Origin of the sequence: Vasconcelosia minhoensis LEGE 07310 (assembly GCF_015207255.1) — a bacterium.
Taxonomy (GTDB): Bacteria; Cyanobacteriota; Cyanobacteriia; order Phormidesmidales; family Phormidesmidaceae; genus Vasconcelosia; species Vasconcelosia minhoensis.
This window is the reverse complement of record NZ_JADEXG010000018.1, coordinates 41,812-66,828: the sequence shown is the minus strand read 5'-3', so window position 1 is coordinate 66,828 and position 25,017 is coordinate 41,812. Positions and strand designations below refer to the sequence as shown.

The 25,017-nt window shown below is 52.6% G+C and carries 15 protein-coding genes, 2 tRNA genes and 1 pseudogene; 9 read left to right on the top strand and 9 right to left on the bottom strand.

The genetic code is table 11. From position 1 onward, the window contains the following. Positions 1-11: 11 nt before the first annotated feature. The 3 genes from IQ241_RS09725 to IQ241_RS09715 all read right to left on the bottom strand — a co-directional run bounded on the left by IQ241_RS09725 (position 12) and on the right by IQ241_RS09715 (position 7,390). Positions 12-2,861 carry a two-partner secretion domain-containing protein gene (locus IQ241_RS09725; RefSeq protein ID WP_193906488.1) on the bottom strand — a complete coding sequence of 950 codons (2,850 nt, stop codon included), beginning with the start codon at positions 2,859-2,861 and terminating at the stop codon, positions 12-14. A 502-nt stretch (positions 2,862-3,363) separates the two neighbouring features. Next, positions 3,364-4,629 (bottom strand): hypothetical protein, encoded by a 1,266-nt coding sequence (locus IQ241_RS09720; protein WP_193906486.1) that lies wholly within the window; start codon positions 4,627-4,629, stop codon positions 3,364-3,366. Positions 4,630-5,980: 1,351 nt separating this feature from the next. Then, positions 5,981-7,390, bottom strand: a complete 1,410-nt coding sequence (locus IQ241_RS09715) for a calcium-binding protein (RefSeq protein ID WP_193906484.1) — start codon at positions 7,388-7,390, stop codon at positions 5,981-5,983. Between the two features lie 957 nt (positions 7,391-8,347). Here IQ241_RS09715 and IQ241_RS09710 point away from each other — a divergent pair. The 4 genes from IQ241_RS09710 to IQ241_RS09695 are packed head-to-tail and all read left to right on the top strand — an operon-like array spanning position 8,348 to position 13,254. Next, on the top strand, positions 8,348-8,980 hold the full coding sequence (locus IQ241_RS09710) for a sigma-70 family RNA polymerase sigma factor (protein ID WP_193906482.1): 633 nt from the start codon (positions 8,348-8,350) through the stop codon (positions 8,978-8,980). Between the two features lie 38 nt (positions 8,981-9,018). Next, entirely contained in the window at positions 9,019-10,020 is a 1,002-nt protein-coding gene (locus tag IQ241_RS09705; RefSeq protein ID WP_193906480.1) for a DUF1822 family protein, read from the top strand. A gap of 14 nt (positions 10,021-10,034) precedes the next feature. Next, positions 10,035-12,395: a CHASE2 domain-containing protein gene (locus tag IQ241_RS09700; protein ID WP_193906478.1), complete on the top strand. Its 2,361-nt coding sequence runs from the start codon at positions 10,035-10,037 to the stop codon at positions 12,393-12,395. A 22-nt stretch (positions 12,396-12,417) separates the two neighbouring features. Next, positions 12,418-13,254 carry a DUF928 domain-containing protein gene (locus IQ241_RS09695; protein ID WP_193906476.1) on the top strand — a complete coding sequence of 279 codons (837 nt, stop codon included), beginning with the start codon at positions 12,418-12,420 and terminating at the stop codon, positions 13,252-13,254. 7 nt (positions 13,255-13,261) lie between these two features. Here the strand turns inward: IQ241_RS09695 and IQ241_RS09690 are convergent, their stop codons facing one another. Then, entirely contained in the window at positions 13,262-15,073 is a 1,812-nt protein-coding gene (locus IQ241_RS09690; protein WP_193906474.1) for a ShlB/FhaC/HecB family hemolysin secretion/activation protein, read from the bottom strand. A gap of 266 nt (positions 15,074-15,339) precedes the next feature. Here IQ241_RS09690 and IQ241_RS09685 point away from each other — a divergent pair, with 266 nt between their 5' ends. The 4 genes and pseudogenes from IQ241_RS09685 to IQ241_RS09670 all read left to right on the top strand — a co-directional run. Further along, positions 15,340-16,188: an alpha/beta fold hydrolase gene (locus IQ241_RS09685; RefSeq protein WP_193906472.1), complete on the top strand. Its 849-nt coding sequence runs from the start codon at positions 15,340-15,342 to the stop codon at positions 16,186-16,188. Further along, entirely contained in the window at positions 16,185-17,279 is a 1,095-nt protein-coding gene (gene gcvT, locus IQ241_RS09680; RefSeq protein WP_193906469.1) for a glycine cleavage system aminomethyltransferase GcvT, read from the top strand. The genes IQ241_RS09685 and gcvT overlap by 4 nt, the downstream gene beginning before the upstream one ends. Positions 17,280-17,729: 450 nt before the next feature. Then, positions 17,730-17,912, top strand: a complete 183-nt coding sequence (locus tag IQ241_RS25480; RefSeq protein WP_228021538.1) for a hypothetical protein — start codon at positions 17,730-17,732, stop codon at positions 17,910-17,912. A 25-nt stretch (positions 17,913-17,937) separates the two neighbouring features. Next, positions 17,938-18,051 (top strand): annotated as a pseudogene (locus IQ241_RS09670) (glycine cleavage T C-terminal barrel domain-containing protein); the annotation flags it as partial. Positions 18,052-18,352: 301 nt separating this feature from the next. Here IQ241_RS09670 and IQ241_RS09665 read toward each other — a convergent pair. The 5 genes from IQ241_RS09665 to IQ241_RS09645 form a co-directional block, all read right to left on the bottom strand. Beyond that, complete coding sequence (locus IQ241_RS09665) at positions 18,353-19,780, bottom strand: chlorophyll a/b binding light-harvesting protein (protein WP_193906465.1); 1,428 nt, start codon at positions 19,778-19,780, stop codon at positions 18,353-18,355. A 79-nt stretch (positions 19,781-19,859) separates the two neighbouring features. Continuing rightward, on the bottom strand, positions 19,860-20,345 hold the full coding sequence (locus IQ241_RS09660; protein ID WP_193906457.1) for an allophycocyanin subunit beta: 486 nt from the start codon (positions 20,343-20,345) through the stop codon (positions 19,860-19,862). A gap of 98 nt (positions 20,346-20,443) precedes the next feature. Further along, the gene (apcD, locus tag IQ241_RS09655) at positions 20,444-20,917 is read right to left on the bottom strand and encodes an allophycocyanin subunit alpha-B (protein ID WP_193906454.1); all 474 of its coding nucleotides are present in this window, start codon (positions 20,915-20,917) and stop codon (positions 20,444-20,446) included. Between the two features lie 479 nt (positions 20,918-21,396). Further along, a tRNA-Thr gene (locus tag IQ241_RS09650) sits at positions 21,397-21,468 on the bottom strand. Between the two features lie 19 nt (positions 21,469-21,487). Beyond that, positions 21,488-21,572: transfer RNA gene (locus IQ241_RS09645), tRNA-Tyr, on the bottom strand. A 271-nt stretch (positions 21,573-21,843) separates the two neighbouring features. Here IQ241_RS09645 and IQ241_RS09640 point away from each other — a divergent pair. Continuing rightward, positions 21,844-25,017 carry an HAD-IIIC family phosphatase gene (locus tag IQ241_RS09640; protein WP_193906452.1) on the top strand — a complete coding sequence of 1,058 codons (3,174 nt, stop codon included), beginning with the start codon at positions 21,844-21,846 and terminating at the stop codon, positions 25,015-25,017.

The window sequence follows — 25,017 nt, the reverse complement described above, 5'->3', positions numbered from 1 at the left end:
TTTTTCAAAGCCTATGAAGGCGGGCAGGTTGCTTCAGCTTGGATAGGCTGCCTGCTGCTGGATTCAGCTGATGCGAGCAGGACGACATTGCCGCTAGCGTCGCGCTGCCAGCCCTGTGCTTCGACGAGGGGTTCTGGAGTCGTATTAGAAGAGACTGCTTGATGAGGGATGGAGGGTGCGATCGCGCTTGAACTAACTGTACTTGACCCCAGCCCTGCTAGCGTATCCGTCTCATTACGAACAACGGCTTCAGGACTGGGAGCTATACCGCCGCGCCCGGTGACCACAAAGGCATTTTGACCCTCGCTGTCGGCAAGGCAGCGCTGGGCAATAGGAGCGTCATCGACTGGAGCTGCGGGCAGCTCTAATAGACCCTGAGTTGGGTCAACGGCAAGATTGTTGAGGGCGACGGCACCGCTGTTACCAAACTGAGAGCTGGCGTCAATGTCGTTGGTACCGTTACCTTCAATAGCTGGGCGTTCGATTAGGCCGTAGATGCCTTGGGCCTCAATAAATATATTGCCCCCTCTACCTGTATAGGCATTGGCAATAATGTCGCTGTCTTCGGTAGGGACGGCAATGACGAAACCATTCGGAGCGTCGATTTCTATGTTGCCGCCATTACCGGCTGTCTGAGCGGTTCCTGCTGTCGCAGATATGAGGCTACCGTTACGCAACAAAATATAGTCTTGAACCGTGAACAGAAGGTTGCCGCCATCGCCAGAGCGAGATTCAGCCGTAATTTCGCCATTATCTAAGGTGATGGCGCGAGCAGTAATGTTGGCGGCTTGAACAGTGCCTAAGTTCTCAAGGGAAGCATCTTCATCGGTACTGACGGTGATGCGGGCACCGTCTTCGATTAACAGTGTATCTGCAATGAGCGTCAACAGCCCAGAATCACCAGAGCCTTCTGTTCGAGCGAATAAACCGCTAGGAGGACTTCCTCGCCCCGATAAAATTACTTCACCTGATTGCACGGTTAAGTCACCGCCTTGACCGGTCCCGTTTGTGCTGGTGAAGATTCTTCCGCCATTTTGAGCCACGAGGCGTCTAGCCGATATATGTATAGACCCTGCATCACCAGTACTAGTTACTCCATTAGAGGAGGTAATCGAGCTAGGTTCGTTGTTTGCTTGACTACCCGCAGTACCTGCTACCGTGACTGACTCAGTCGCATTGATGTCAATGCTACCGCCGTTACCAACGCCGAAAACTGTTATGGACTGTATCAGACCGCCGTTTTCTATAAGCAGGCTTCGTGTATTTATCTGTATATCACCCGCGTTTTGCTCTCCCCGAGTAGCTGAAGACAAACGGCTAAATAAAATATCGCTGCTGCTTGGTTGTTCACCTGTACCCGTTATCTCTATGGACCCATTACGTGTATTGACAATCATCTGTCCTGCTTGCCCATTACCTAAAGCAGATGTTGAGAGCTCTGAACCACTCTGAATCCTTAAATTTGCAGCCTCGAGAGTCAAGTTACCTGCCGCTCCTGAAGCACGCGCTTCTGATTGTGAGAGTATACGGCTAGCATCGATTAGCTTAACATCGCCAGAAGCGTTCACCGTCAGGTCTCCTCCATCTCCGCTTCCAAAGGTTGAAGTACTAATATTAGAGCCATCGCCAACGAGTAGATTTGCTGCACTGAGAGAAAGGTTGCCTGCCGCTCCTGTAGCACGCGCTTCCGACCGTGAGAGTATACGGCTAGCATCGCTCAGCTCAACGTCTCCGGAAACGTTTACCGTTAGCTCTCCTCCATTCCCACTTCCTGAGAAAGCTGAAGTTGCAATTTGAGATCCGCTGCTTAGGCTAAGTTGCTCTGATGCAATAAGTAAATCTCCGCTATCGCCACTACGAAAAGAGAGAGCTGCAATCTGGGATCTATTTTCAAGATTAAGTTGTCCCATGGCGATAATAGAAATGAGTCCTCCTTCTAAACTCCCAAAGTTGAACGCATTGACTTGGCTTTCCTCCAAGGAAATATGACGTCCTCTCGCCTGAACACTGCCGCTTGGGCTACTGCTTGAACTGCTTCGGACATCTAGACGGCTGTCGGCAGATAACTGAATATCTTGAAAGTTTTGATTTCCTACGTTTTCGTAATTTAATATCCAACTGGAGCCATCAACGGCATTAGGAGATGTCAGACTTATCAAATTTCCTGGTGTCACGCTTGCCAGCTCTATTTGACCAGAACGTGCTGTCAGCCTACCTCCTAATAAATCAATTTCGCTAGCGACTAAAGTAATCGCTTCGCCTGGAGAAACCTCTAAAGTTGCACCCTTGACAGACAACCCATTTCCCATCCCAGCTGAATTATTATCCAGTGCCAGGCCAAGTGGTTGACTGATAGTCAAGCTTACAGGTTGAGGATTGCTAGCGCTAAACTCTACATCATTATCAAAGATGATACGGTCAGCGGTGCTAGCAACAAAAGAACCACCGATATTGAGCGATGCACCGGGTCCAAACTCAATCCCATTAGGGTTGATTAGAAAAATGTCGGCAGTGCTGAGATTTGGGGCACTAATAATGCCGTTTATATAAGAATTTGAACCTCCGGTAACTCTATTCAGTATTATATTAATGTCATTTCCGTGCTTGAAGAGAGCTTCTTCCCCAATAGATAGAGAAAGCTGCTCAAAGCTATGAAACAATAGGTTCCCCCGTTCCGACCCGCCTGTAATTTCAGATACACCGTTGACAGATCTCACCATCGTAGTTTCGTTGGCAGATAGGCTTGAATCTGGTATTACTTGAGCTGCAACTTGTGTTGTCCTCGACATCAAACCAGAAAGCACAACAATGCCAATAAAGCTTCTGATTTGCTCGTATGGAAAATTCTTCTGAGATAACATCACGATTAACTGCCAACAATCTGTGGACAAGCATTAGTACTGGTCAAATTAGCTATTGTTAAAACCTTGTGCAGATACCGAATCTGAATAATTATAAAGGTTATGCTAAAAATAGCTGCTGCCGATGCCGAAGTGCTCAGTGCTCAGGGTGCATCCCGATTATGCAGATCCAGGCTAGCGCCCTCATCCCCCCGCCCCTTCTCCCCGAGGAGAAGGGGAGCCGGAACTGGGCCAAAAGCCATAGTGTGGCTCAAAGTCCCTCTCCCCGGGGAGAGGGATTTAGGGTGAGGGCTTACAGTAATTTTCAAAATTGGGATGCTCTCAAGTGCTCATTATTGCCGAGGTATTAAGAGATGGCTAAAAATATCGCTAGTACCAATATGCTTGTGAGGCAATTTTGAAAGAACAGCTTAGTAATAGTTAGCTAAAACTAGCGGTTTGTACTAATTTATTTAGCCATACACTTAGCAGAAATATTTCTGACTGATAGATTTCACGAGGCTCAATAGGAGGTAACCGTAGTAGGGAACGATAGTCTTGTAGGATTGTTCGAACAGGGTTCTGGATTATCGGGATTGGCTAATACGTAAGCAGGTGCTCCAGGTATATATGAGCCAACAGATGCAACGCTTTTAACGTCCGTCTTTGATGGGCACTTTCGCGTAGAAAAAGGCAGATACTGGTTGAGAACATGAGGTAAATAAGAATTGTCAATATGTCCAGGAGGAGTAATCTTATTATTTATTTGGGAGTAACCAAGTGCATGCCCAACTTCATGGAGTGCTACAGAGAAGAGGTCAATGGTAAATGGAATTTTGAAGTCAGATCTTTGTATGAAATTAGGTTCTTTAATCTCTGTCAATGGGCCGAAGGTTGATGAATCAAAGGGGTTAGAATCTAGAAAGTATTTAACTGAGCCCAATTCATTTCCTTCAGAATCTTTAACCTTCAAAATTTCGCTATTAAATAGTATGGTTGCTTCTTTGCGATCTGTATTAGTGCAGTCCTCTGATGGCGATATGCTGGGTTCTGAAGGTGCTCCGCAAATATGCAGGGCAATTGCATCTCCTGAAGAACCACGCTCGTTGACAATATCTCTGTAAATTAGATTTAGAGTATCAATAGGCTGCTTTTCGTTGCAATCAGGCGATTGTTTGTCAGATAGTGAAGGCTTTCCGTTGTCTAAATTGTTAGACAATCTCCGGTTTTTTGTGGCGTCTGTTAAACCAGACAGATCCCTAGAGTTTTTGTTTTCGAGATAGCTCCCCCTAAAATATGATTCCCTTGAAAGTTCTCTATTAAGTGAAAGTTGTTCATCTTGCTTGGAAAACTTGTCCAAAACCCTTGCGATTCTTTCGATTTCCGCATTTCTTTCTACAATTCCGAAATTAGCCCAGCCTACATGTAGGTTAAGCTCGGGAAAGCTTTCATCTTTGTAAGCGGCTTTCCAAACTGCTACAGCGTCCTCTACCAGCTGTTTAATATCTCTAGGGTCAGTAGAAGCACCTTTTAAGCCTTTTACAAATAGGTTTCGATCGACTGATTCAGGTTCTACTATAATGAGGGGATTATCATTAGCAGCGCCTCCAATACTCAAAAGTTGTGGGTCACATATAGGATCACTTGAATTTTGTAAACATGTCTCAATCCAGCCACTCTCTGAAAAATCGATAAATTGTGCATGAGCAGGTAGCTGAGCAAGCGTCAAGGACACCAATGAAAAAACCAATATCAGTATACAGCGAGCTACAAAAACCACGACAATCATTCCTTTTCTAAATCTTCAAGATTCTAATTCTTTAAAGCAAATTCTACCCGCCAAAACACTATTGCATTTTGAGGGGTTAGGCTGTTGAGAAGCTAAAATGCCATTGACGTTCTACTATGGGAAGCATTATGTTTGAGCTGTCATTTTTCATTGTTCTAAAAAGTAAGACGCTGACTGTCTTGATTCTAAATAAGCCCGCATCAGATATTGAAGGATAATATCAAGATGATTACTAAATAGCTATAGATGCATTAAGTAAAATAATTTTTCCTTTAAAACTTATGTCCTACTCCCGAGCTGAAAACCAGTAAAAGGAAAAGGATAATTTACATCTGCCACTACTAAACATAAGTTCGCATACTAAGGCGAGAAAAAGCAAGAAAGCGAGAATATTATTAAAAAAACTTAAAAAGTTAGTTGATTTTTAACTAAAGAATTGATTGCTAATTTTTTGGGGCTTTCGTATCCGTTGCCTTATATGCCCTAAACATCTAAGGTATCTATATCGATGAAGTGCACAATTATATATCGGACAGCGTCTGAACTTTTATGCACAGATTCTAAACTTGTCAGCATTGCTGAAGTTATGTTTTTTATCTAACCGATTACAGCAGTTTTGCGATCGAGCCCACATCAATCTCGAGGCTCCCTAGACGCTGCCGAGGAGTTTGACTCGCTAGCTAAACCGACACCTATCTTAAAAATCTTGGACACATTCAGAAGCGACATAGTATAGCTATGGGTGGCAGGTTTAGTTAGAAATTTCTATGGCAATGCCTACCGACGATTAATGTGAGGATTTCCTGAGCTAGAGTGGGTGGGTTGTGGAGGGGGTGCGATCACGCCTTCCGTCTCAGCCTTCCTTGCCCATATTGCGGTTCCCGAGCTTAAAATTGACTTCTGCCTCTTTGACAGTCATCTTCAGAAAAGAAACTGTCTGTTCGAATGTAACAATTAGAAAGCCACAGTAAGAATATCTAATGAGTCTCCTGCTGTCAAGTGCTGTATAAGAATCTTAGCTGGAACAGGCGTTCCCGCAATAAACAGCGATCCATTTATCACCTGCGAGTCGCAGGAAACGATTTGGTCTAGATGCATTGTCCCATCCTCCAGCCTGAGGTTAATTGAGTCCAGTTTTGAGTAGATATGTCAATCTTATCTCACCCCCAAAATCGCAGTACAGCGGTATGAGTCAATTGGCAGACGGGTGGTCAAGCGGCAGTGGCTTGGGCAACGCGGAGGTGCGATCGCAAGTATCTAGTCTTTTCTCTGCCGCAGCGCTAGTAACTGGAAAAAGACGCCCAGCACGTTGGCAGTACTGGGCGTCAGATTAACCGCTAAGCGACGGCCACTAGACGTAGATAAACTGCTTCGAGTCAGACAGGTTCAGGCTAGAAGCACTGAAATCTTGGACGATACCAATCAGGTCGCCAAAGAAATTGATGCCAGCACCTAGGACGCCATTTACTGACACATCAGCTATAGAGTAAGATGACGAGCTGCCCAGCAACTGAATTTTGTCGGCGACGTCGCCGACAAAATTGTGGACGTCAAAGTCTTTAATCAAGGCATAATCGCTATTGCCGTTGTCATTGTAGAAGACGCGACCGCCGCCCTTTCGTTCGCCTAGGACAAAGATATCCCGATCGCCAAAGCTACCGCTGCGAAGGATATCCCGTTCGCCGGTACCCTGAGCAGAGTAGTCCGTCCCGTTCAGGTAGTCGTCACCCAGTCCGCCGACCAGGTAGTCATTGCCCTTACCGCCAGTGAGGGTATCATTGCCATTCTCGCCGTATAAGGTGTCATTACCGGCACCCGTATTGATAGAGTTAGCGCCTGAGGTTCCCGTAATTTTGTCATTGCCAGCGCCCGTGTAGACGTTTTCAAAATTCGTCGCGGTTTCACCTGCGAAGTTGGTTTCGCCTGTGTTCATGTCTAGCTCGTAGATGCCGCTCCAGAACCGTACGTCTAACGTATCGATACCGGAGCCGCCATCCATTCGGTCGAGGCCATAGCCCCCGTCAATCCAGTCATTACCAGCGCCGCCGTAAATGCGATCGCCGCCAGATTCGCCCCTCAAAGTGTCATTGCCGTTACCACCACTGAGGTAGTCCTCGCTCGAACCGCCATAGAGGCTGTCGTTGCCGTCATATCCATAGAGATAGTCGTTGCCCGTGCCGCCACTGAGGTAGTCGCTACCAGAGCCGCCGTTGAGGCTGTCGTTGCCGTCATATCCATAGAGATAGTCATTGCCATCGTTGCCACGTAGATAGTTATTGGCACTGTTGCCATAGATGCGATCATTCCCCGAGCCGCCGTAGGCATTTTCGATCAGCGATCGCGTATCGCCGTTGAACTGTAGCGCATTGAATAGGTGGCCTCGGGCATAGTTACCGTTTCCGAGGTAGGCCCGCTGGGTGTTCCCGCCGACGTCGAGGTCACTCCAGCCCCCGGGCGCGAGGTTAACCCTGAGATTTGTGTTGTAGTTTGAGAAGTTATAGGTATCAATGCCGTTGCCATCCCAAATCGTGCGGAAGATATTATTGCCTCCTGGAGTGCCTTGACCAACTCCATTGACAGACATTTCTCCAGTTGTGGTTGAGAACGTGTATGTTGTGCCAGTCGCATTATGGCCAAAATTAGCACCATACATCTGCTGGATGGCTCTGATGTCATACATCATTAGAGACTGTGCGTATCCCCATGCCTCATTCGAGTAACCACCGGAGAGCGGATCTCCGACATAAGAGCGATAGGTCATAATCGAGAATTCCATTGAATCGCGATTGGAATTCATCGCAACGTTTCGTATTCCACCCGTTTCGTGTCCGTGCTCTAGTCCTAGGGCATGACCAATTTCATGACCGAAGGTATGATAGGCATAGCTGCCCATAGTTGGACTGTTATAGCTTGTTCGATTGAACCATATATCACCGGATACATAAGAACTCCCTGGAAGATAGGCGTAAGCCGTGCCAGGGTGGCTTGATTCAGCCATGCGAATAGTCGCATCGCGATCAGAGGCTCCAGTGAGTTCAATTAGATTGAGACCTGATACGCTTTCGTACATATCCATCCACTTGCGCGTAACTGATCGCTGGATAGTATTGAGCGTAGAAAAGCTGGATGCATGAGTCCCACTGTTGGGATAGCCAGTCTCATCTTCGTAATCGTTGCGAAAGTTGCTGGTAAAGCTAAAAGTTACGTTTCTAGATGTCCAGCGCCTATCAGCGATCAGTCCATCCACGTTGTTGTCGCCTGTCGAGGTATTACCAACTGTGCTCGTGCCAAATCCGTAAGCCATTGTTCGTTCTCCAATTAATAGATGGCGAGAAATTTCAAAAGCAGATTTTGACCAGGCCAGGTAGGTCTATAACAAAACGCCGCCGCAGTGATTGCAGCGAAGATGCATTATTTTGTTAATAACAAGTGCCTACTCTTAGCCGTGGCTTGAACAGAAGTAAAACATTCCTGGTATCTAGGCTTGATGTGCTTCTGATTACCTTTCAGTCATTGCGACAAGAGTTTTGCGGTTATTACGTAACTTCACAGAAATATGGTTTAGCCTGGCTACCTTAAAACAATGTTTCGATAGAGTCAGCAAAACTTCTGGCCGCCCGTTGGGCTGTGCTCCATAATTCTGCATAATAAGGATGAACGATTCTGATAGGTCTATGAAGACCGCTGAGGCATGTTCGGTTAAATGGATGAACCGCTGATGAATGAACTTCAGGAACGAGTCCAGACATTGATTGCTGAAGCCTGTCGTCATCCTGCGGGCAGCCCCCAGCGGCAGAGACGGCTCACCCAGGTGATTCGGCTGATTTCCGGTCGGCTCTGGAAAGAAAATACGGCTTATTACCAGGATGCCCTGCAGCAAACCTGGGTTTATTTCTGCCGGAACCTGTGTGAAGCCACTACGGGACGCGCCTATGATCCTGAGAAGGCCAATGTCGTGACCTGGCTCAATGCCTATCTCAAGCGTCGCTTACAGGATGGCTACATCGAGCTACAAAAGCAGCGGGCTACAGTCGCGAGCAGTCCCCGGGCCAGTGCCGACGGGCAGCCGCTCGATCCGGTTGATATGCTACCCGCTCGACCCGATGTCCCCCCTCTGCTTGAAAACGTCAGAGCTTGGGCAGAGTCGGACCATCAGCTCACCTGCATCCATCTGACTGACCATCCCCATATCACCTGTCAGCTCCTGATCTTGAAGCGGCTGCCCCCAGAAACGCCGTGGAAAGTGCTGGCCACAGAGCTCGGCGTTCCCATCGGGACCCTCAGCAGTTTCTACCAGCGTCAGTGTCTGCCCCTACTGCGCGAGTTTGGCAAATCCCAGGGCTATCTATAAATGGCCACTTACATCAGCTCATTCAGGAGAAATCAGTCATGAGCACCCCGTTAGAAATTAAAAACCTAGGGCTTCGGCTACCTATTACCGAGCAAGCTCGCCAAATCGCCCAGCGGTTTTCAGAGATCCAGTCAACGCCTGAAAAGGCAAAACAGGTACAGCTGAATACGCTGGCTGTCTGGGTGGTGAATGACTACTGTCAGATGATGGACATTCCTACCGAGCTTGATCACAGCGACAGCTGGAATCCGGTGGTGCAGGTTATGGCCAATGTGGCCGATTTGGTCCTGCCGGAGATTGGGCGGCTAGAATGTCGCCCGGTCAGGTCTGAAGCGCAAACCTGCTTTGTTCCGCCCGAGGTGTGGGACTGCCGAGTGGGGTACGTCGTTGTCGAAATCGATGATGCTCTGCAGTCTGCACAGCTGATAGGTTTTACCCCTGCCGTCACGACGGAAGAGCTGCCGATCGCCAAGCTGCTGCCGCTCGAAGACCTGCTCGATCATCTGTATACCCTGAGGCAGGCGAGTCTGCTCCCCGCGCTGGATGGCCTGGCCGCAGGGGCCGTCGAAGCGGCCGTAAATCTGAGCCAGTGGCTCAACGATACCTTTGAAACCAGCTGGCAGGCGGTGGAATCGGTACTGAATCCCGACCGTATGGCCCCGGCGGTGAGCTTTAGGCGCGTCGGTATCGACGAAGGAACGACGCCTGAGCTCACCCCTAGCAGGATTAGACGCGCCAAGCTAATTGACTTAGCGGTGCAGCTCGGACTTCGGCAAGTTGTGCTGCTGGTCAACTTACAGCCAGAAGCCTCCGAGCAGACCTATATTGGTCTACAGGTGCACCCAGCGGCCGGGCAACCCTACCTGCCCTCGGGGCTGGAGCTGGCTATATTGGAACCGTCAGACGCGGTCTTTATGCAGGCCCAGTCGCGGCAGGCCGACAACTATATTCAGCTTCGATTTAGCGGCAAGCCGGGTGAGCGCTTTAGGATCCGAATTACGCTGGAAGATGCCCGCTATCTAGAAGAATTTGTGATTTGATGGCTTAGGCAAGCATGGAAAAGCTGGTTACCCTAAAACTAGGCGACGGCAGCCTGGAAGCGGGCCTTTCAGTCATTCTCCAGATCGGGGAGGATGGTCAGCGGCCCAGCGTAGAGCTGACCGGTTTTTTGCCCCCAGCGCCCGAGTTAGCGCACATCTATCAGCGCTGGCAGATCGCCTATCGCCGACTGGGGGTGCCCTATCGGCTGGAGAGCATAGCGAGTGGCTTTGCGACAAACGTGTCTAAAGTCGAAGACTGCTTCGAGGTTGCTCAAGAATTTAGTCAACAGCTCAATCACTGGCTCAGTGCAGACGGCTTCCAGCCGCTGCGCGATAAGCTGCTGGAGCAGCTTGCCCAACAGGATCAGATTCGGATCATTTTGCAGACGCCGCAAGCGACGGTGCAGCATCTGCCGTGGCATGCCTGGGCCATCTGCGATCGCTATCCCAAAGCCGAAATTGCCCTCAGCGCCCCGGCCTATGAGGGCGTCGGCGAGCCCTCCGTCAGCCGCCAGCAGGTGAGAATTTTGGCCATCCTCGGCCACAGCCAGGGGATAGACGTGCAGACTGACCAGGCCCTGCTCAACCATTTGCCTCATGCGGACGTTCAGTTTCTAGTCGAGCCCAGCCGTCGGCAGCTAAACGAGCGCCTGTGGGACCCAAAAGGGTGGGATATTCTCTTTTTTGCCGGACATAGCCTCAGCCAAACCCATTCGCAAACCGAAACTACGGGTCGGCTCTACCTGAATCCCACCGACAGCTTGTCCATCCCTGAACTCAAACATGCGCTGCGCAAGTCGCTTGAGCGCGGGCTGAAGATTGCCCTGTTCAACTCCTGCGATGGGTTGGGTTTAGCCCAGGCGCTGTCAGACCTGGGTATTCCCCAGGTCTTGGTGATGCGAGAGCCGGTTCCTGACCGGGTGGCCCACGAGTTTCTCAAATCCTTTCTAGAAGCCTTCGCCCGGGGCCAGACGTTTTATCTAGCGGTGCGCGAAGCCCGAGAAAAACTTCAGGGATTGGAAGACCGCTATCCTTGCGCGACTTGGTTGCCGATGATTTGCCAAAATCCGGCGGAGCTGCCGCCAACCTGGTCGGCCTTGAGCGGGGTTCCTACCGAGACGACTCAATCCGTCAGCAGCCGCCAGCCTTCGCGATCAAAACCCAATTGGAAAGTGCTGGCTGCCTCCAGCTTGATGACTGGTCTCGCCGTTCTAGGCCTGAGCCAGTCGGGCGGACTACAAGGCTGGGAGCTGCGCGGTCTGGATTGGCTGATGCGGCTACGACCCCGCGAACTGCCAGATCACCGACTCTTGGTGATTACCCTGTCGGAAGCCGATGTTCAGGCTCAGGATGCCGAGCAAAGGCGCGGGTCTTTGTCCGATGCGGCGCTATCGGCGCTGTTGCAAAAGCTAGAGCCGATGGAGCCGCGAGTAATTGGTCTCGATATTTATCATGACTTTCCGGTGAGCCAGCCCCAGCTGGTGCAGCAGCTTCAGACCACCGATCGGCTGCTGGCCATCTGCAAGTCCAGCGATGCGGATAGCGACATGCCAGGCATTGCCCCACCGGCCGAGCTGCCGGAAAATCGGGTCGGCTTTAGCGATTTTGTTACCGATCCCGATGGCGTTGTTCGCCGCCATCTGCTGGCGCTCTCGCCTGCCCCCGCCTCACCCTGCCAGGCGTCCTACGCCTTAAGTACTCTACTGGCCATGCGATATCTGGCTGAGGAAGGGATAGCGCCTGTTGCCAGCGATCGCGGTTTGCAGCTGGGAGCGGTGCTCCTTAATCCATTGGAAGCTGACTTCGGCGGCTATCAGGGCATCGACGCCCGGGGCCATCAGGTGATGCTGAACTACCGCAGGCTAGCCGCTCCCAGCCAGATTGCCGAGCAGGTTTCCCTAAGCGATGTGCTGGCGGGCCGGGTGAATGCTGAGGCGGTGCGCGATCGCATTGTCTTAATCGGCACTACCGCTAGAAGCTTCGGAGACTACTGGCCCACACCTTACCGCACGGGGTCGGCGGGCCAGCAGGAAACGGCAGGCGTCTTCATGCAGGCGCAGATGGTGAGTCAGCTGCTCAGCGCCGTCCTAGATGACCGCCCTTTAATCCAATCCTGGCCGGAATGGGCCGAGATTTTGTGGATCTTAGGGTGGGCTGCCGTGGGCGGAGTCGCGGGCGTTCAGGTCGCCGCCAATTTTTCCTGGGGCAGGCTGCTGCTAGCGGGTTTGGCGATTGAACTGACTCTGTTTGGGCTGTGCTGGCTGCTGCTGGTGCGTTCGGGCTACTGGCTGCCCTGGGTGTCACCCGCGATCGCGGTCGTCGCCAATATGGGAGGGAGCGTCGCCTATGCTCAGCTGCGGCAGTCACCGAATTAACGTTTTATCTGGGAGAACCATTATGAAGCATCATCAAAGCACGGCCTTAGTTGGTATGTTTGCGGTGGGGCTGGGCTGGGCAACCTTATCCCCAAGTTTTGTCCTGGCCCAGTCTACCGCCCTCGAAGTCAACCCAATTCAGTTCACGCCGCCGCCGCTCCCCGACCGGGGTCGTCCGTCCGGCCGTCAGCGCGGGGGAGCCAGCCGCGGCAGCTGCGGACTGGCCGATGGTCAATCTAGCCTGACGGCGCTAGCGCCCGCGACCCAGGTTTCGCTATCAACTGCGGAGTCAGCTGCTGACGAATCCGAGCTGCTCAACTATGAATCTGTATTTAGCCTGACAACAGAGGCCCATCCCTCCTTCTGGTTCTATGTACCCTATAGGCTGGATGCGGATACCGCGCTGGAATTTGTTTTTCAGGATGAAAGCGGAGAGACGCTCTATCAGACCCGGTTTGTGGCTGAGCAAGATAGCCCCAGCATTGTTCAGGTCTCTCTGCCAGAGAGCTATCCTCCCCTAGCCGTTGACGCGCCCTATCAGTGGTACTTCATGGTTCACTGCGATTTGGCTGCGGCTAGCGAGCCGCCCTACGTCAAGGGATGGATTGCTCGCACCGACATCAATCCGGGTTTACAAGCGCAGCTAGCAGCAACAACAGTAGAAAGCGCATCGCTCTATGCTGCTCACGGCATTTGGCAGGATGCGCTCACCGTTCTAGGCGAGCGCTATCGAGAAGACCCTCAAAACGTTGCTATAAGCAATGGCTGGGCAAGTCTGTTGGAGTCTGTTGGGCTGGGTGAATTGTCTGCAGAACCCATGGCTGATTGCTGTGTCGCGTCTGAGCTCGCTGCGGAGTAGTAAAAGGCTAAAAGGGACTGTAGCGAACCGAAAAATAGATGCCGTTTTCCTGCAGGCTGTCATTCTCATTGGGGATGTTGACCAGCGGAATTCCCCAGTCGAGCCGGGCTTCAAAGTTGTCGCCCTGCTGCCAGAGCAGGGCAAAGCCAGCCCCAACCAGGGTATTCGTATCAAATCTGTTTTGAGCTGCTGCATCATTGCGGCTATCCCAGGCCACACCGGCATCGATAAAGGGCGTCACCTGGAGCACGCCATCCCATTCTGGAATTCTAGCTATGGGCAGACGAAACTCAGCCGAGAGCAGCGCCCCGCTATCTCGCAGCAGCGCATCCTGCCGGTAGCCGCGCACGCTGCGGATGCCGCCCAGCCCAAACGCTTCCTGGGGGAGCAAATCATCCGCCGTCAGCTGCACGTCGCCGCGCAGCAAAAAGAGCGTATCTTCTCCCAGCAGCTTGACCCACTGGCCCTGCCCGCGCCATGAGAGAAACTGGCTGTCGGGGCCGGTACCGTTAGTAGTCTCTTCGTTGACGGTGGCATTAAACAGGCGCAGGCCCAGGCTAAACTGCGATCGCAGCGCCAGCACGTGGCTCTGACTGCGCTGGGTCCATTCCTGAGAAAACCGCAGTGCCGTCAGTCGAGTCCGGCCCTTGTCATCTGCCCCTGGCGACAGCGGAAACGGAATCGAATCGATCAGACCTGGAACACTCAGGCGAGTCTGGCTCTCCTGGTAAAACAGGTCGAGGCCCAAGGCCAGCTCTTCGGTCGGCGTTTCGACCAGGGGTCGCCGATAGCCAAGCTCGGCGTAGAAACTCTCCGATGAAATGTCAATATCAGGGCTAGCGTCTGAAAAAGCGGAATCGAGAATCCGGCTGTCGGAATAGCCCGCGCGAAAGCCCAGCGTATCGTTGTTGGGGCTGACAGGTAGGGTGTAGCTGAAGTCAACCCCGTCACTGCCGTCGGTGTTGTCGTAGTTGAAAGCCAGCCGATCGCCAATGCCGAACAGATTGCCTTCACTCAGGCCAATCGTGCGCTGGGTCTCGCCGATGTTGGGCGACCGGTCGTTGGCAACGCTGGTATTGACTGCGAAGGAATCTGCCTCAGCCACATCTACGACCAAACGGCTCGTTCCAGGACTGACCCCGGCCTGTAAATCTGCCGAAACGGTCTCAATCAGCGGATCGAGTTGGAGCCGCTGGAGCCCCGCCAGCAGCTCATCCACGTTGAGCGGGGGGTCCGCTACTCGCTGAATCCGGCTGCGGATATAGCCAGGGCTGAGGCGTTTGGTTCCAGTCACAATCACTTCTTCTAGGCGACCTTCAATCACCTGGATGGCGACGGTATTATCGGTCAGGGTCTGAGGCGGAATCAGTGCTCCAGAGGTAATGTAGCCTGCCTCGACATAGCGCTGGGTAATGTCAGAGCGGAGCTGCAAAAGCTGGTTGAAGCTGACCAACCGCCCTTCATAGGGCGCTACCAGGTCGGCAAAGTCGGCTTCAGAAAAGACAGTGCTGCCAATAATCTGAATTTCCCGAACATAGAAGGTCTCGTCTGGGGCCTCAAATCCGCCATCTGAGGGCGGAGACGTTTCAGGCCGGAGCAGCTCGTCGGGGGAGGGCAGCGGCGGCAGCGGATCTTCTGGCAGCGGCGGCTCTGGGGGTGGCTCTTCAGGAAAGGGGCGCTCTGGTAGGCTTTCGGGCAGGATATTGGGCGGCAGGTCGGGGCGAGGCGTCTGAGCGATCGCGGAACTCGCCCACAGGCATCCCACCTGCCCCAAGACAATCAGTCCCCCAATTAAAAAAGGTCTAGCCGCGAATACCATATCTGCAATATGTCATAGAAGATCAGTCCCTTTCAGCCCGCTCTGGCCTGCATAGTACCATCAAAAAAAAATTGATCTGGCCGTTGTTGAAGAAGTAAAACGCCCTGAATATTGGCTGGCCCCAATCATTAACCCCCTTTGGGCAAGCAGGAGCAAGCAGGAAGGTTAAGTTTGGAAACCAGCGGGCTGAAGCGGCTTGCGCTGGCATTTCGCTAAGCGATAAGCTCAGACTTACCCAGTTAAAGACTCAAGACCCAAGGTTAAATGTGGCTATAGCAGAGCAGCGAATCAAAGTCGGCGACCTCACCTGGTTTTACCGCGAGGCAGAGCCGATGAACCCCAGCGAGCGACCGCCGGTGATTTTGCTGCATGGGATTGTGGCGCAGAGCTACAGCTGGCGGGGCGTGATGGCGGCTCTGGCCAAGCAGGGGCTACGCGCGATCGCGCCTGACTGGATTGGCCAGGGCTTTTCAGACAAGCCGGAGCCGCGCGACTTTGCCTATACCCCCGATGCTTTCGTCACCGCCTTTTCCGACTGGCTAAAGGTATTGGAAATTGAGCGATTTTCGCTGGTGGTGCAGGGCTTTGCTAGCTCAGCCGGACTGCTCTATGCGGCAGAGCATCCCGACCAGATCGAGCGACTGATTATCCTGAATACGCCGCTAACCCGTGATGCCAAGCTGCCCTGGAAGCTGAAGCAGATGAGCATTCCGCTGGTGGGTGACATGCTGACCCAGGACCCGCTGCTGGTGGATCGCACCCTGGAGGGCGGCGGCCCCTATGTGGTAGAGGATGCCGACCTGGATGTCTATCGCCGTCCTTTCCTCACAAGCTCCGACGCCGGTCGGGCGCTGCTGGCGACGATTAAACGGCTGAACCTGAAGGAAACGATGGCGCGACTGGAGCAGGGGTTCAGCGACTGGCAGCCGCCGACGCTGATCGTCTGGGGGACGGAGGATAAGTGGCTGTCGGTGAGCATGGCTGAGACCTTTGCCCAGAGGCTGCATTCGGTCGATATCGCTAAGCTGGAGGCGGTCGGGCACTATGCTCAAGAAGACTGGTCTGAGAAGGTGAGTGACGCAATGGTGCCGTTCCTTCGCCGACAGATTCTATGACCCTGCACCAAACGCCGCTCCATGCGCTGTATCAGGGCGCTCGCCTGACGGAATTTTCCGGCTGGGAAATGCCGGTGCAGTTCAGCAGCATTAAGCAGGAGCATCAGGCCGTCCGGCAGGCGGCGGGCATGTTTGACATTTCCCACATGGGCAAATTTGTGCTCACGGGGACGGCGGTGCTTGAAGTGTTACAGCAGCTGGTGCCGACCGACCTGAGCCGTCTATCGCCGGGAAAGGCCCAGTATACGGTGCTGCTGAATCCCCAGGGTGGCATTATTGACGACCTGATTGTCTATGACCAGGGGCGCGATCTCGGTTCTGAACGAGTCACCCTGATCGTCAACGCCGCCACCACGAATAAGGATAAAGATTGGCTGCTCAGCAACCTGGCCGAAACGGTACAGCTGCAAGACTGTTCCCGCGACCAGGCCCTGATTGCGGTACAGGGACCGGAATCAACTGCCAAGCTGCAAGCCCTAACGGCGGACGATCTGACGAAAATCCCCCGCTATGGCCATCACACCGGCCAGATTTTAGACACACCCGTCTTTTTCGCCCGCACCGGCTACACCGGCGAAGACGGCTTTGAGCTGATGGTCGAAGCCAGCCAAGCCGCAGCAGTCTGGCAGGCACTGTTAGACCAGGGCGTCACGCCCTGCGGCTTAGGCGCAAGGGATACACTGCGGCTAGAGGCGGCGATGGCCCTTTACGGTCAGGACATTGCCGATACGACGACGCCTCTGGAGGCGGGGTTGGGCTGGCTAGTGCATTTGGACAAGCCTCAAAACTTTATCGGTCGCCCCGTCCTCCAGCAGCAAAGGAAAACCGGCGTTTCACGTCGCCTGGTTGGACTTCAGCTAGAGGGACGCAATATCGCCCGGCATGACTACCCGATTATGGCGCAGGATAAACCAGTCGGAATTGTCACCAGCGGCACTCTCTCGCCTACGCTGGGCTACCCGATTGCCCTGGCCTACGTGCCGTCTGAGCTGGCTAAGGTTGGGCAAACGGTGGAGGTTGAGATTCGCGATCGCCTTTTCCCTGCAACCGTCGTCAAGCGCCCGTTCTATCGAGCCCAAACTCAGAACTAACCCATATCTGGGACGGGTCAAGCCTCAGCAAGATGCGATCGCGGCAAACTGCCTAGGGCTGTCAGTGTATAATCAGCTGTAGCTAGGCGGAAAGTTCCTGCCTGCCATTTTCTTCGGGTGATTAGGCAGACGAATTTCTACCTATCTCCCCAAAGATGCATTCACAGATCTGCTAGTTGAGAAGTACAAGCTACCAGGATTGGAGCAGTGACTCTTTGTGATGCGTCTCCTTTGATTGCTTTGATTAACCAGAGTGACATCAATCATACTCGTTGCGTCAATGCTTTATCCGATCTTTCCGCACCTTTGGTTACGACATGGTCATGTTTCACAGAAGCCATGTACTTGTTAGGTCGATATGGCGGCTGGTCGGCACAGCAGGAATTATGGGGTTACGTTACTAATCAGATCCTTGTACTTCACTTCAACTAGGAAGATGAGCAAACCAAGATGCAAGCATTAATGGAGCAGTATCGAGATTTGCCAATGGATTTAGCAGATGCTTCCTTAGTGGCTGCGGCTGAAGCTCTCAATCAAAAACGAATTTTTACGCTTGATCGGGACTTTAAGATTTGCCGTTTCAAAGGGAATCAACCCTTTGATATTGTCCCTCAAGTATTTGCTAATGGTTGACGCGGGTGAGTGCTGCATTATCTTCACCAGCGGCACTCTCTCGTCTACGCTGGGCTACCCGATTGCGCTAGCCTACGTGCCGTCTGAGCTGGCTAAGGTTGGACAAACGGTAAAGAAAGAGGCAATTCAATTCGCTTAATCAGCGCAAGAGAAGTAACACGAACCGAGCGAGAAGCTTATGAATAAGTCAGTCATTAATCAGTATCTTCATTGCTTGGGTGGTAGTTGCAGCATAGGTTATAGCAATGTTTTGGAGCTTTCACGGAAATATTTCCAGCTTTCCTCCGTTTGGAACTCAAAAGTCCAAGTAGAGCTATGCCTACTTGAATAGGTGAGCAAAACCAGGATTAGCCGCCGTAGCACTTGATCTTAGCTTTACTCACCAAATCCGTGCTTCCAGGGGAGCTCATAGCCTATTCAATAGGGTTCTCAGTAAGCGATTACTGAAGCCTAGGTTCGTAAACTGTGGTTTCGATGGGTCGAGAGTATGCAGGTGGCTTAGTTGCCAAATTTTCAGGTCTCTCATACAGGCGATCCGAATAGGATTTACCATATCCAAACAAGGTTTCAGCCTCAGATTTATCTTGCTTAGAAGATTGATAGAACCTGTCTTTCTGGGACTGATAGGCCGTCTGATACAGCGTCTTTTTGACGCCATTAATGGTAGTCAGATCGGTTTGAGACATCCTTCTAATGGGCCGATAGATATAATCCTCGTCGTATTGTCTTATTTTCAGCTGGGGCTGTGGCTCAGCTTCCGGCATACCGTATCCTAAAGTCACAGCGGAGCCGGGCTGTAACCGTTCTGAGTGCTGATAAGCCAGCGTGGGATTTTCACTGCTCACAAGCCGATTTCGCCGCCAGTTTTCCAGCAGGTTACTGATATTGAAGCCTGCCGCCCGTTGAAAATGCCATAGGCCGCCCTGCAAGAAGAAAAAGGCTAGATAGAAATGAGCATTTGCCAGCCAGACCCGGCTAGTATAGCCGTCGGCCATGGTTGGCTGAACCTCGTAATAGCGCGGCAGCAGTGACGATTTCAATTCCAAGGTAGGGCCATAGAACTTTTCAGGATAGGCCAGTGAATCGAAGCCGCAGTAGTAAGAGGCCGCAAAGCCTGCTATGGCAATACCAAACAGCGAGTAGGATAAAATGCCATCTCCCGAAAAGAAGAAAAACCGCTTAACCCATTGGAAGGGAGGAACCAGAATGTGCCAGATGCCTCCTGCAATCAATAGACCAGCGACATAGATATGTCCACCCACCAAGTCTTCTAGGCTTCTAACATCAAACAGATGCGTTCTATAGTCCCAGATGGCAGCCGGGCTAAGCGTCGGAGAGGCAACTACCCGTACCGAGTCTGAATAGGCATCGTAGAGCCCCCCAAAGTACTGCGCTTTAGCAACGAGCAGCAGCGCTCCTAAGGCCAAAAAGATGAGGTGATGCCCTAGAATAAAGCCCAGCTTTTTAGCATCTTGCCACTCAAAATGAAACTTAGCGGCATTGTTTGGAGCGTTCGCCAAGCTAGCAGGCAGTCGAGTGTAGTGAAAATAGGCTCCACCCGCTAACACGGCAGCCGCGACAATATGAATAGCCCCAATCGAGAACCAGACGCTGGTATCAACAATCGCGCCACCTGAGCCAATACCCCAGCCCTCAGTGGCCAGATGGGGCAGCAGAATCAGGCCCTGGGTGTAAAGCGGCGCATCGGAAGAATAAACGGCCAGCTCAAATAGGGTAAATGACCCAGCCCACAGCATAATCAGGGCAGCCTGAGCGACGTGAGCAACGATAAACGTATTAGACAGATCGATAAACCGGGCATTTCCTGCCCACCAAGGATATTCTTGGGTTTTGTCAGAAGCGTACATGGCAGTAGGTCGTCAGCAATAGGGATGTTCAGCACGGGTCTACCCTCGCGAATAGACCCATAGATTTGAAGAGAAATGCCTAGCTCAAACCAGATATGATGTGATCGAGATAAACATCCATTTCTTGCCCGGCTTCAGCGCCTACTCGTTGGGTAACAACTTCCTTCATGGCCTGAATAGCTTGGATAGTCGGCTCAATCGGGACGCCCAAGGACGAGTAGGTCTCTTTTAAGCCATTGAGAACCCGCTCATCCAAAATGGAAGGGTCAGCAGCCAACATGGCATAGGTGGCATAGCGCAGGAAATAGGTTAAATCTCGCAGGCAGGCGGCATAACGCCGAGTAGGATACATATTGCCACCCGGCAGCGTAATATCTCCGTACAGCAGGCTTTTCTCAACGGTTTTGCTGATAATGCTGTCAACATTTCCACCAATCTGACTAGCCGCTTTAACGCGTAGGGCGCCTGATTGAAGATATTGCTTGAGTTTGTCAAGGTCATTACCCTCCAGATAGCGGCCTTTCTCATCAGCAGGGTTAATGATCGAAGTGATTGTGTCTTGCATGATTGTTTCTAGTTTTGAAAATGTGGACTTCGGGCTAAAAGCGCTTCCCTACTCAGCTTCAGAACCTGTAGCGGGCAGGGTAAAACGAATGAACAAGCTTAAAAAGCTCGGATGAGCTGGTCAAAGTAGGGGCTAGCTAATGCAGCTTCTTCAGAGCTTAAGAGACCTGTAGCAACTTGCTTTAAGCAGCGCATTGCCAGTTTTAGATTTGCTAAAGGCACGTTTAGGGAGACGTACATATCGCGCATTCCATCCAGACCAATATCTTCTAAGGGCTTAGAATTGCCAGCCAGCAAACAATAGCTCACCAGGCGGATATACCATCCTTGATCTCGCTGACAAAGGGCCGTTTTTTGCTTGTCACCGCTGTTGCTAGGGGTATTGGGACACTGCTCCCAAAATCGTTTGCTGCCTTCTTCAACAATTTTCTGCTGGTTGGCTGCTAATTTTTGGGCAGCGCTGATCCGCGCACCGCTATCGTTGAAAAAATCTTGGAGCTGAGTCAGCTCAGCACTACTTAAAAATCGGTCAGCGCGATCTGATTGAGCAATCACCTTAGCTACAATACTCATGAACTAAACCTCCTACAGTTTGTTTTTTGTTTTAAGAGAAAATCCGCTTTTGTATTTAGTGGCAACAAGATAAATCTTGAAATAGTCAGGTAAGCCTCGAAAGGTTAACAGGCACCTCAATAAGGAGCCTTTAAGAATCATTGCTTTAAAGCAACCATTCCCTGTATCTTTTGCTTGCGCGAACATTAGCCCTCGCAAGTTATCGATGTCTATGACCTCGTACGTAAGAGAAACGCCTGTTGATGGCATCAACGACAAAAGTGCATTTCTACTTAGCTGATAGTATCAACAATAAAAGCCCTTAAACTTATGTGACTAGCTTTCCAAAAAACTAGATACATAAGTTTAGAGATGTTTATCTTTGAGTGGAAGATTTTGAGCGCTTCAATCCTGCGAATAGATAAACGCCCTGTGATATAGATAAACGCTAGGAAGAATGGACAGCGTTGCTGAATATGCCGTAGGTATCTGAAAAAAGAAGCCCGTGACGAGGATTGAACTCGTGACCTCACCCTTACCAAGGGTGTGCTCTACCACTGAGCCACACGGGCATTTGCTCCATTTTACAGGTGGTGGGCCGGGCTGGATTTGAACCAGCGTAGGCGTAGCCAGCGGATTTACAGTCCGCCCCCATTAACCACTCGGGCACCGACCCATCGTCACCCAACGGTTAATAATCCTAGCACATAGTCTACCCAAACATGGAAGCCGATCGCGCTGCGGGCGCTATAGGGGGCAAGCCTCCCTTAGCGGCCAAAATGAGGACATATTCAGCCGGGTCAGCTTAACCTCCAAAACATAGATAGATATAGATAAACAAATAAACTGTAAAGCCCCGGCTAAAAGGCGGCGAGCCACGGGTGCTAACGCTAGGGTGGTACGGAGTTTCACGGATCAATATTGCGCAGCCGTTTCTGAGATTTAATATGGTCAGCCAAGCCCATCGGAATGCATCCAAGCTGAGTGAGCATAGCGTCCCAACGAGCCAGCAGAATTCTAAAAAAGCCATGCAGGTTGCGATCGCGGCCACCTTCACCGCCGAGCCGCTAGCCGACAGCCTGGCTTTCTGGAGCCAGACGCTTAGCCTGGACTGTACAGTCACCTTTGCGCCCTACAACCAGATTTTTCAGCAGCTGCTTAACCCGACTAGCCTGCTGGCCCAAAATTCAGCTGGGGCCAACGTCGTTCTAATTCGGTTTGAAGACCTGCTACCGGCCGAGGCGCTAGCCAGTGCCGATTCAGCCGCAGCCCCAATGGAGCAGACCGTGCAGGAGCTAATCTCAGCCCTCCAGTCCGCCGCCGCCCAGTCCGCTACGCCTTACCTGCTGTACGTTGCTCCCGCTTCACCCACTGCCGAAGCAACCTACGCGGCGCTGTTCGAGCAGCTCCAGCAGCAGCTCGTCTCGGCCTTGGAGCCCTGTAAGGGAATCTACGTGACGACCGCAGACCAGATTGCGCAGCGCTACCCGGTCGATGCTTTCTACGACGCCAAGCGCGACAGCTTGGGCCATATCCCCTACACCGACCTGTACTTTACGGCGCTGGGAAGCGCGATCGCACGGCAGCTTTCGGCCCTAACCCGCGCCCCCTATAAGGTAATCGTGCTGGACTGCGACAATACCTTGTGGAAGGGCGTCTGCGGCGAGATTGGGCCGCAGGGGATTGGCCTGGATGCGCCCTGGCTGGCGCTGCAAAACTTTATGGTTGCCCGTAGCCAGGCGGGGATGCTGCTCTGCCTGTGCAGTAAAAACGTCGAAGAAGACGTGGATGAAGTGTTTCGGCAGCGCCAGGATATGCCGCTAAAGCCATCTCACCTGGTCAGCAGCCGGATTAACTGGCAGCCCAAGTCAGAGAATATTCGCTCCCTGGCTCAGGAGCTGAACCTGGGGCTGGACAGCTTCATTTTCATTGACGACAATCCGATCGAATGCTCAGAGGTGCGGGCCAGCTGTCCCCAGGTGCTGACGCTACAGCTGCCCCAGGCGACCGAGAAAATTCCCCAGTTTCTGGAACAGGCTTGGCCCTTCGACCAGCTCCAGGTGACCGAGGCTGATAGCCAGCGCACCCAGCTCTACAAGCAGAATATTGAGCGCGATCGCTTTTTGCAGGAAACGGTCAGCTTTGAAAGCTTCATCGAGGGGCTCCAGCTCCAAATTGAGATTACGCCCGTCCAGCCTGAGCAGGTGGCCCGGGTGGCCCAGCTGACCCAGCGCACCAACCAGTTCAACGCCACTACGGTGCGCCGTTCAGAAGCCGATATCCGCCAGTTCTGCCAGTCTGAGGGCGACTGCTGGGTAGTGGAGGTGCGCGATCGCTTTGGTGACTATGGCCTAGTAGGCGTCATCCTGGCCCGGGCCGAGGCCAGCCAGCTCAGCGTCGATACCTTTTTGCTCAGCTGCCGCGTTCTGGGTCGGGGGGTGGAGCATCGAATGGTGGCTCACCTCGGCCAGGTAGCGGTGGAGCGGGGGTTAGACACCGTTCACCTACCCTATCTGCCCACAGCTAAAAATAAGCCCGTCGCCAATTTCCTCGCCGCTATCGGCAAGGACTTTGAGCAGGCTCAGGCGCAGCGAACCGACTACACTCTACCAACAGAGGCTGCCCGGTCGCTCCATTTCAGCCTGACCCAGCCAGAAGCCCCGGTTCAGGCTCAGTCCCAAGCTCAGGCCAAATCCGCAGCTCAGCCGAGCGCTGCGGTCAGCCGAGCAAGCGTATCCGAGCTGTGGAATCGGATTGCCTCAGACCTGGTGACTCCGGCCCAGATTTTAGCGGCGGTAGAAGCTCAGCAGCAGCGGCAGCGCTCATCGCAGGCCCGGTTTGTGCCTCCCCAGACCGAGACGGAGAAAACCCTGGCAGCGATCTGGCAAAGCGGACTGCGGATTGACCAGGTTGGCCGGCAGGATAACTTTTTTGAACTGGGGGGCACTTCCCTCCTCGCAGTCGAGGTCTTTGCCCAGATTGAGGATCGCTTTGGACAGCGGCTGCCAATGACGGTCCTGCTAGAGCACCCGACGGTAGAAAAGCTAGCGGCACTGCTAGACCAGGAAGACTCAGCGGCAGACCGCTGGCGATCGCTGGTGCCCATCCAGCCCAACGGCTCGGAGCTGCCGCTGTTTTTTATCCATGGCGGCTTTGGCGATGTGTTAGGCATTGGCGAGCTAGTGAAGCATTTGGGGCCGCAGCAGCCGCTGTATGCGCTGCGGGGGGTCGGGTTAGACGGTCAGCAGCTTCCCCTACCCACAATCGAAGCCATGGCGGCGCACTACATCGCCGAAATTCAAACGGTTCAGCCCCACGGTCCCTATCAGCTGGTGGGCCAATGCTCCGGCGGCATCGTCGTCTATGAGATGGCGCAGCAGCTGACCCAGCAGGGGGAAGAAGTTGCCCTGGCAGCGCTACTGGATACGCCCCACCCGCAGCTCGACCAGTACGTCCTGGCCCGGGCTCGCTATTACTATCACAAACCGAGCTACCGGCACAGTCGGTTCGACTGGAGCTATTTTCTCTTCACCGCCAATTTCTATCGCCGTCGGCTGGGCTATGCCAAAAATTATCACCTAGAGCAGCTTAAACAGCGGGATTCTGGTGAACGAATAGAATATCTGGGCTCCTTCTTGAATAAACTCACTCAGGGCGTTCAGAACAAGCTCCAGCGTCCTAGCCGAAAGCCTTCGACGGCCAGAGATCGCGGGTCTAGAAAACCGAATAATTCAGCGCAGCCTCCCGCTCCTCAGCCAGCGGCTCGTTCAGGCAAAGCAAGAGAACGAGAGCAGCTGATCAAAGATCGCTTCTTCGAAACCTTTGTCCGCGCCCAGCAGAACTATCTGCCCAAGCCTTACCCGGGTCAGCTGGATTTCCTGCTAACCAAGCTCCATACCTACGTGCCGCGCTTTTATCCCTATCAGCCCCAGTCGCTGTGGGCCAACCAGCAGGCAGTGGAGTCAGTCGATGGCCTGCTCTTGGGCTGGGATCGTCATGTCGACCCGGATCGTTTCAAGCTGCACATGGTTGAGAGCAAACATCAGCATCTATACGAGTCTCCCTACCTTGAGAACCTCGCTAGCGTTCTGACCAGCTGCCTGGGCGCAAAACCGCAGTAG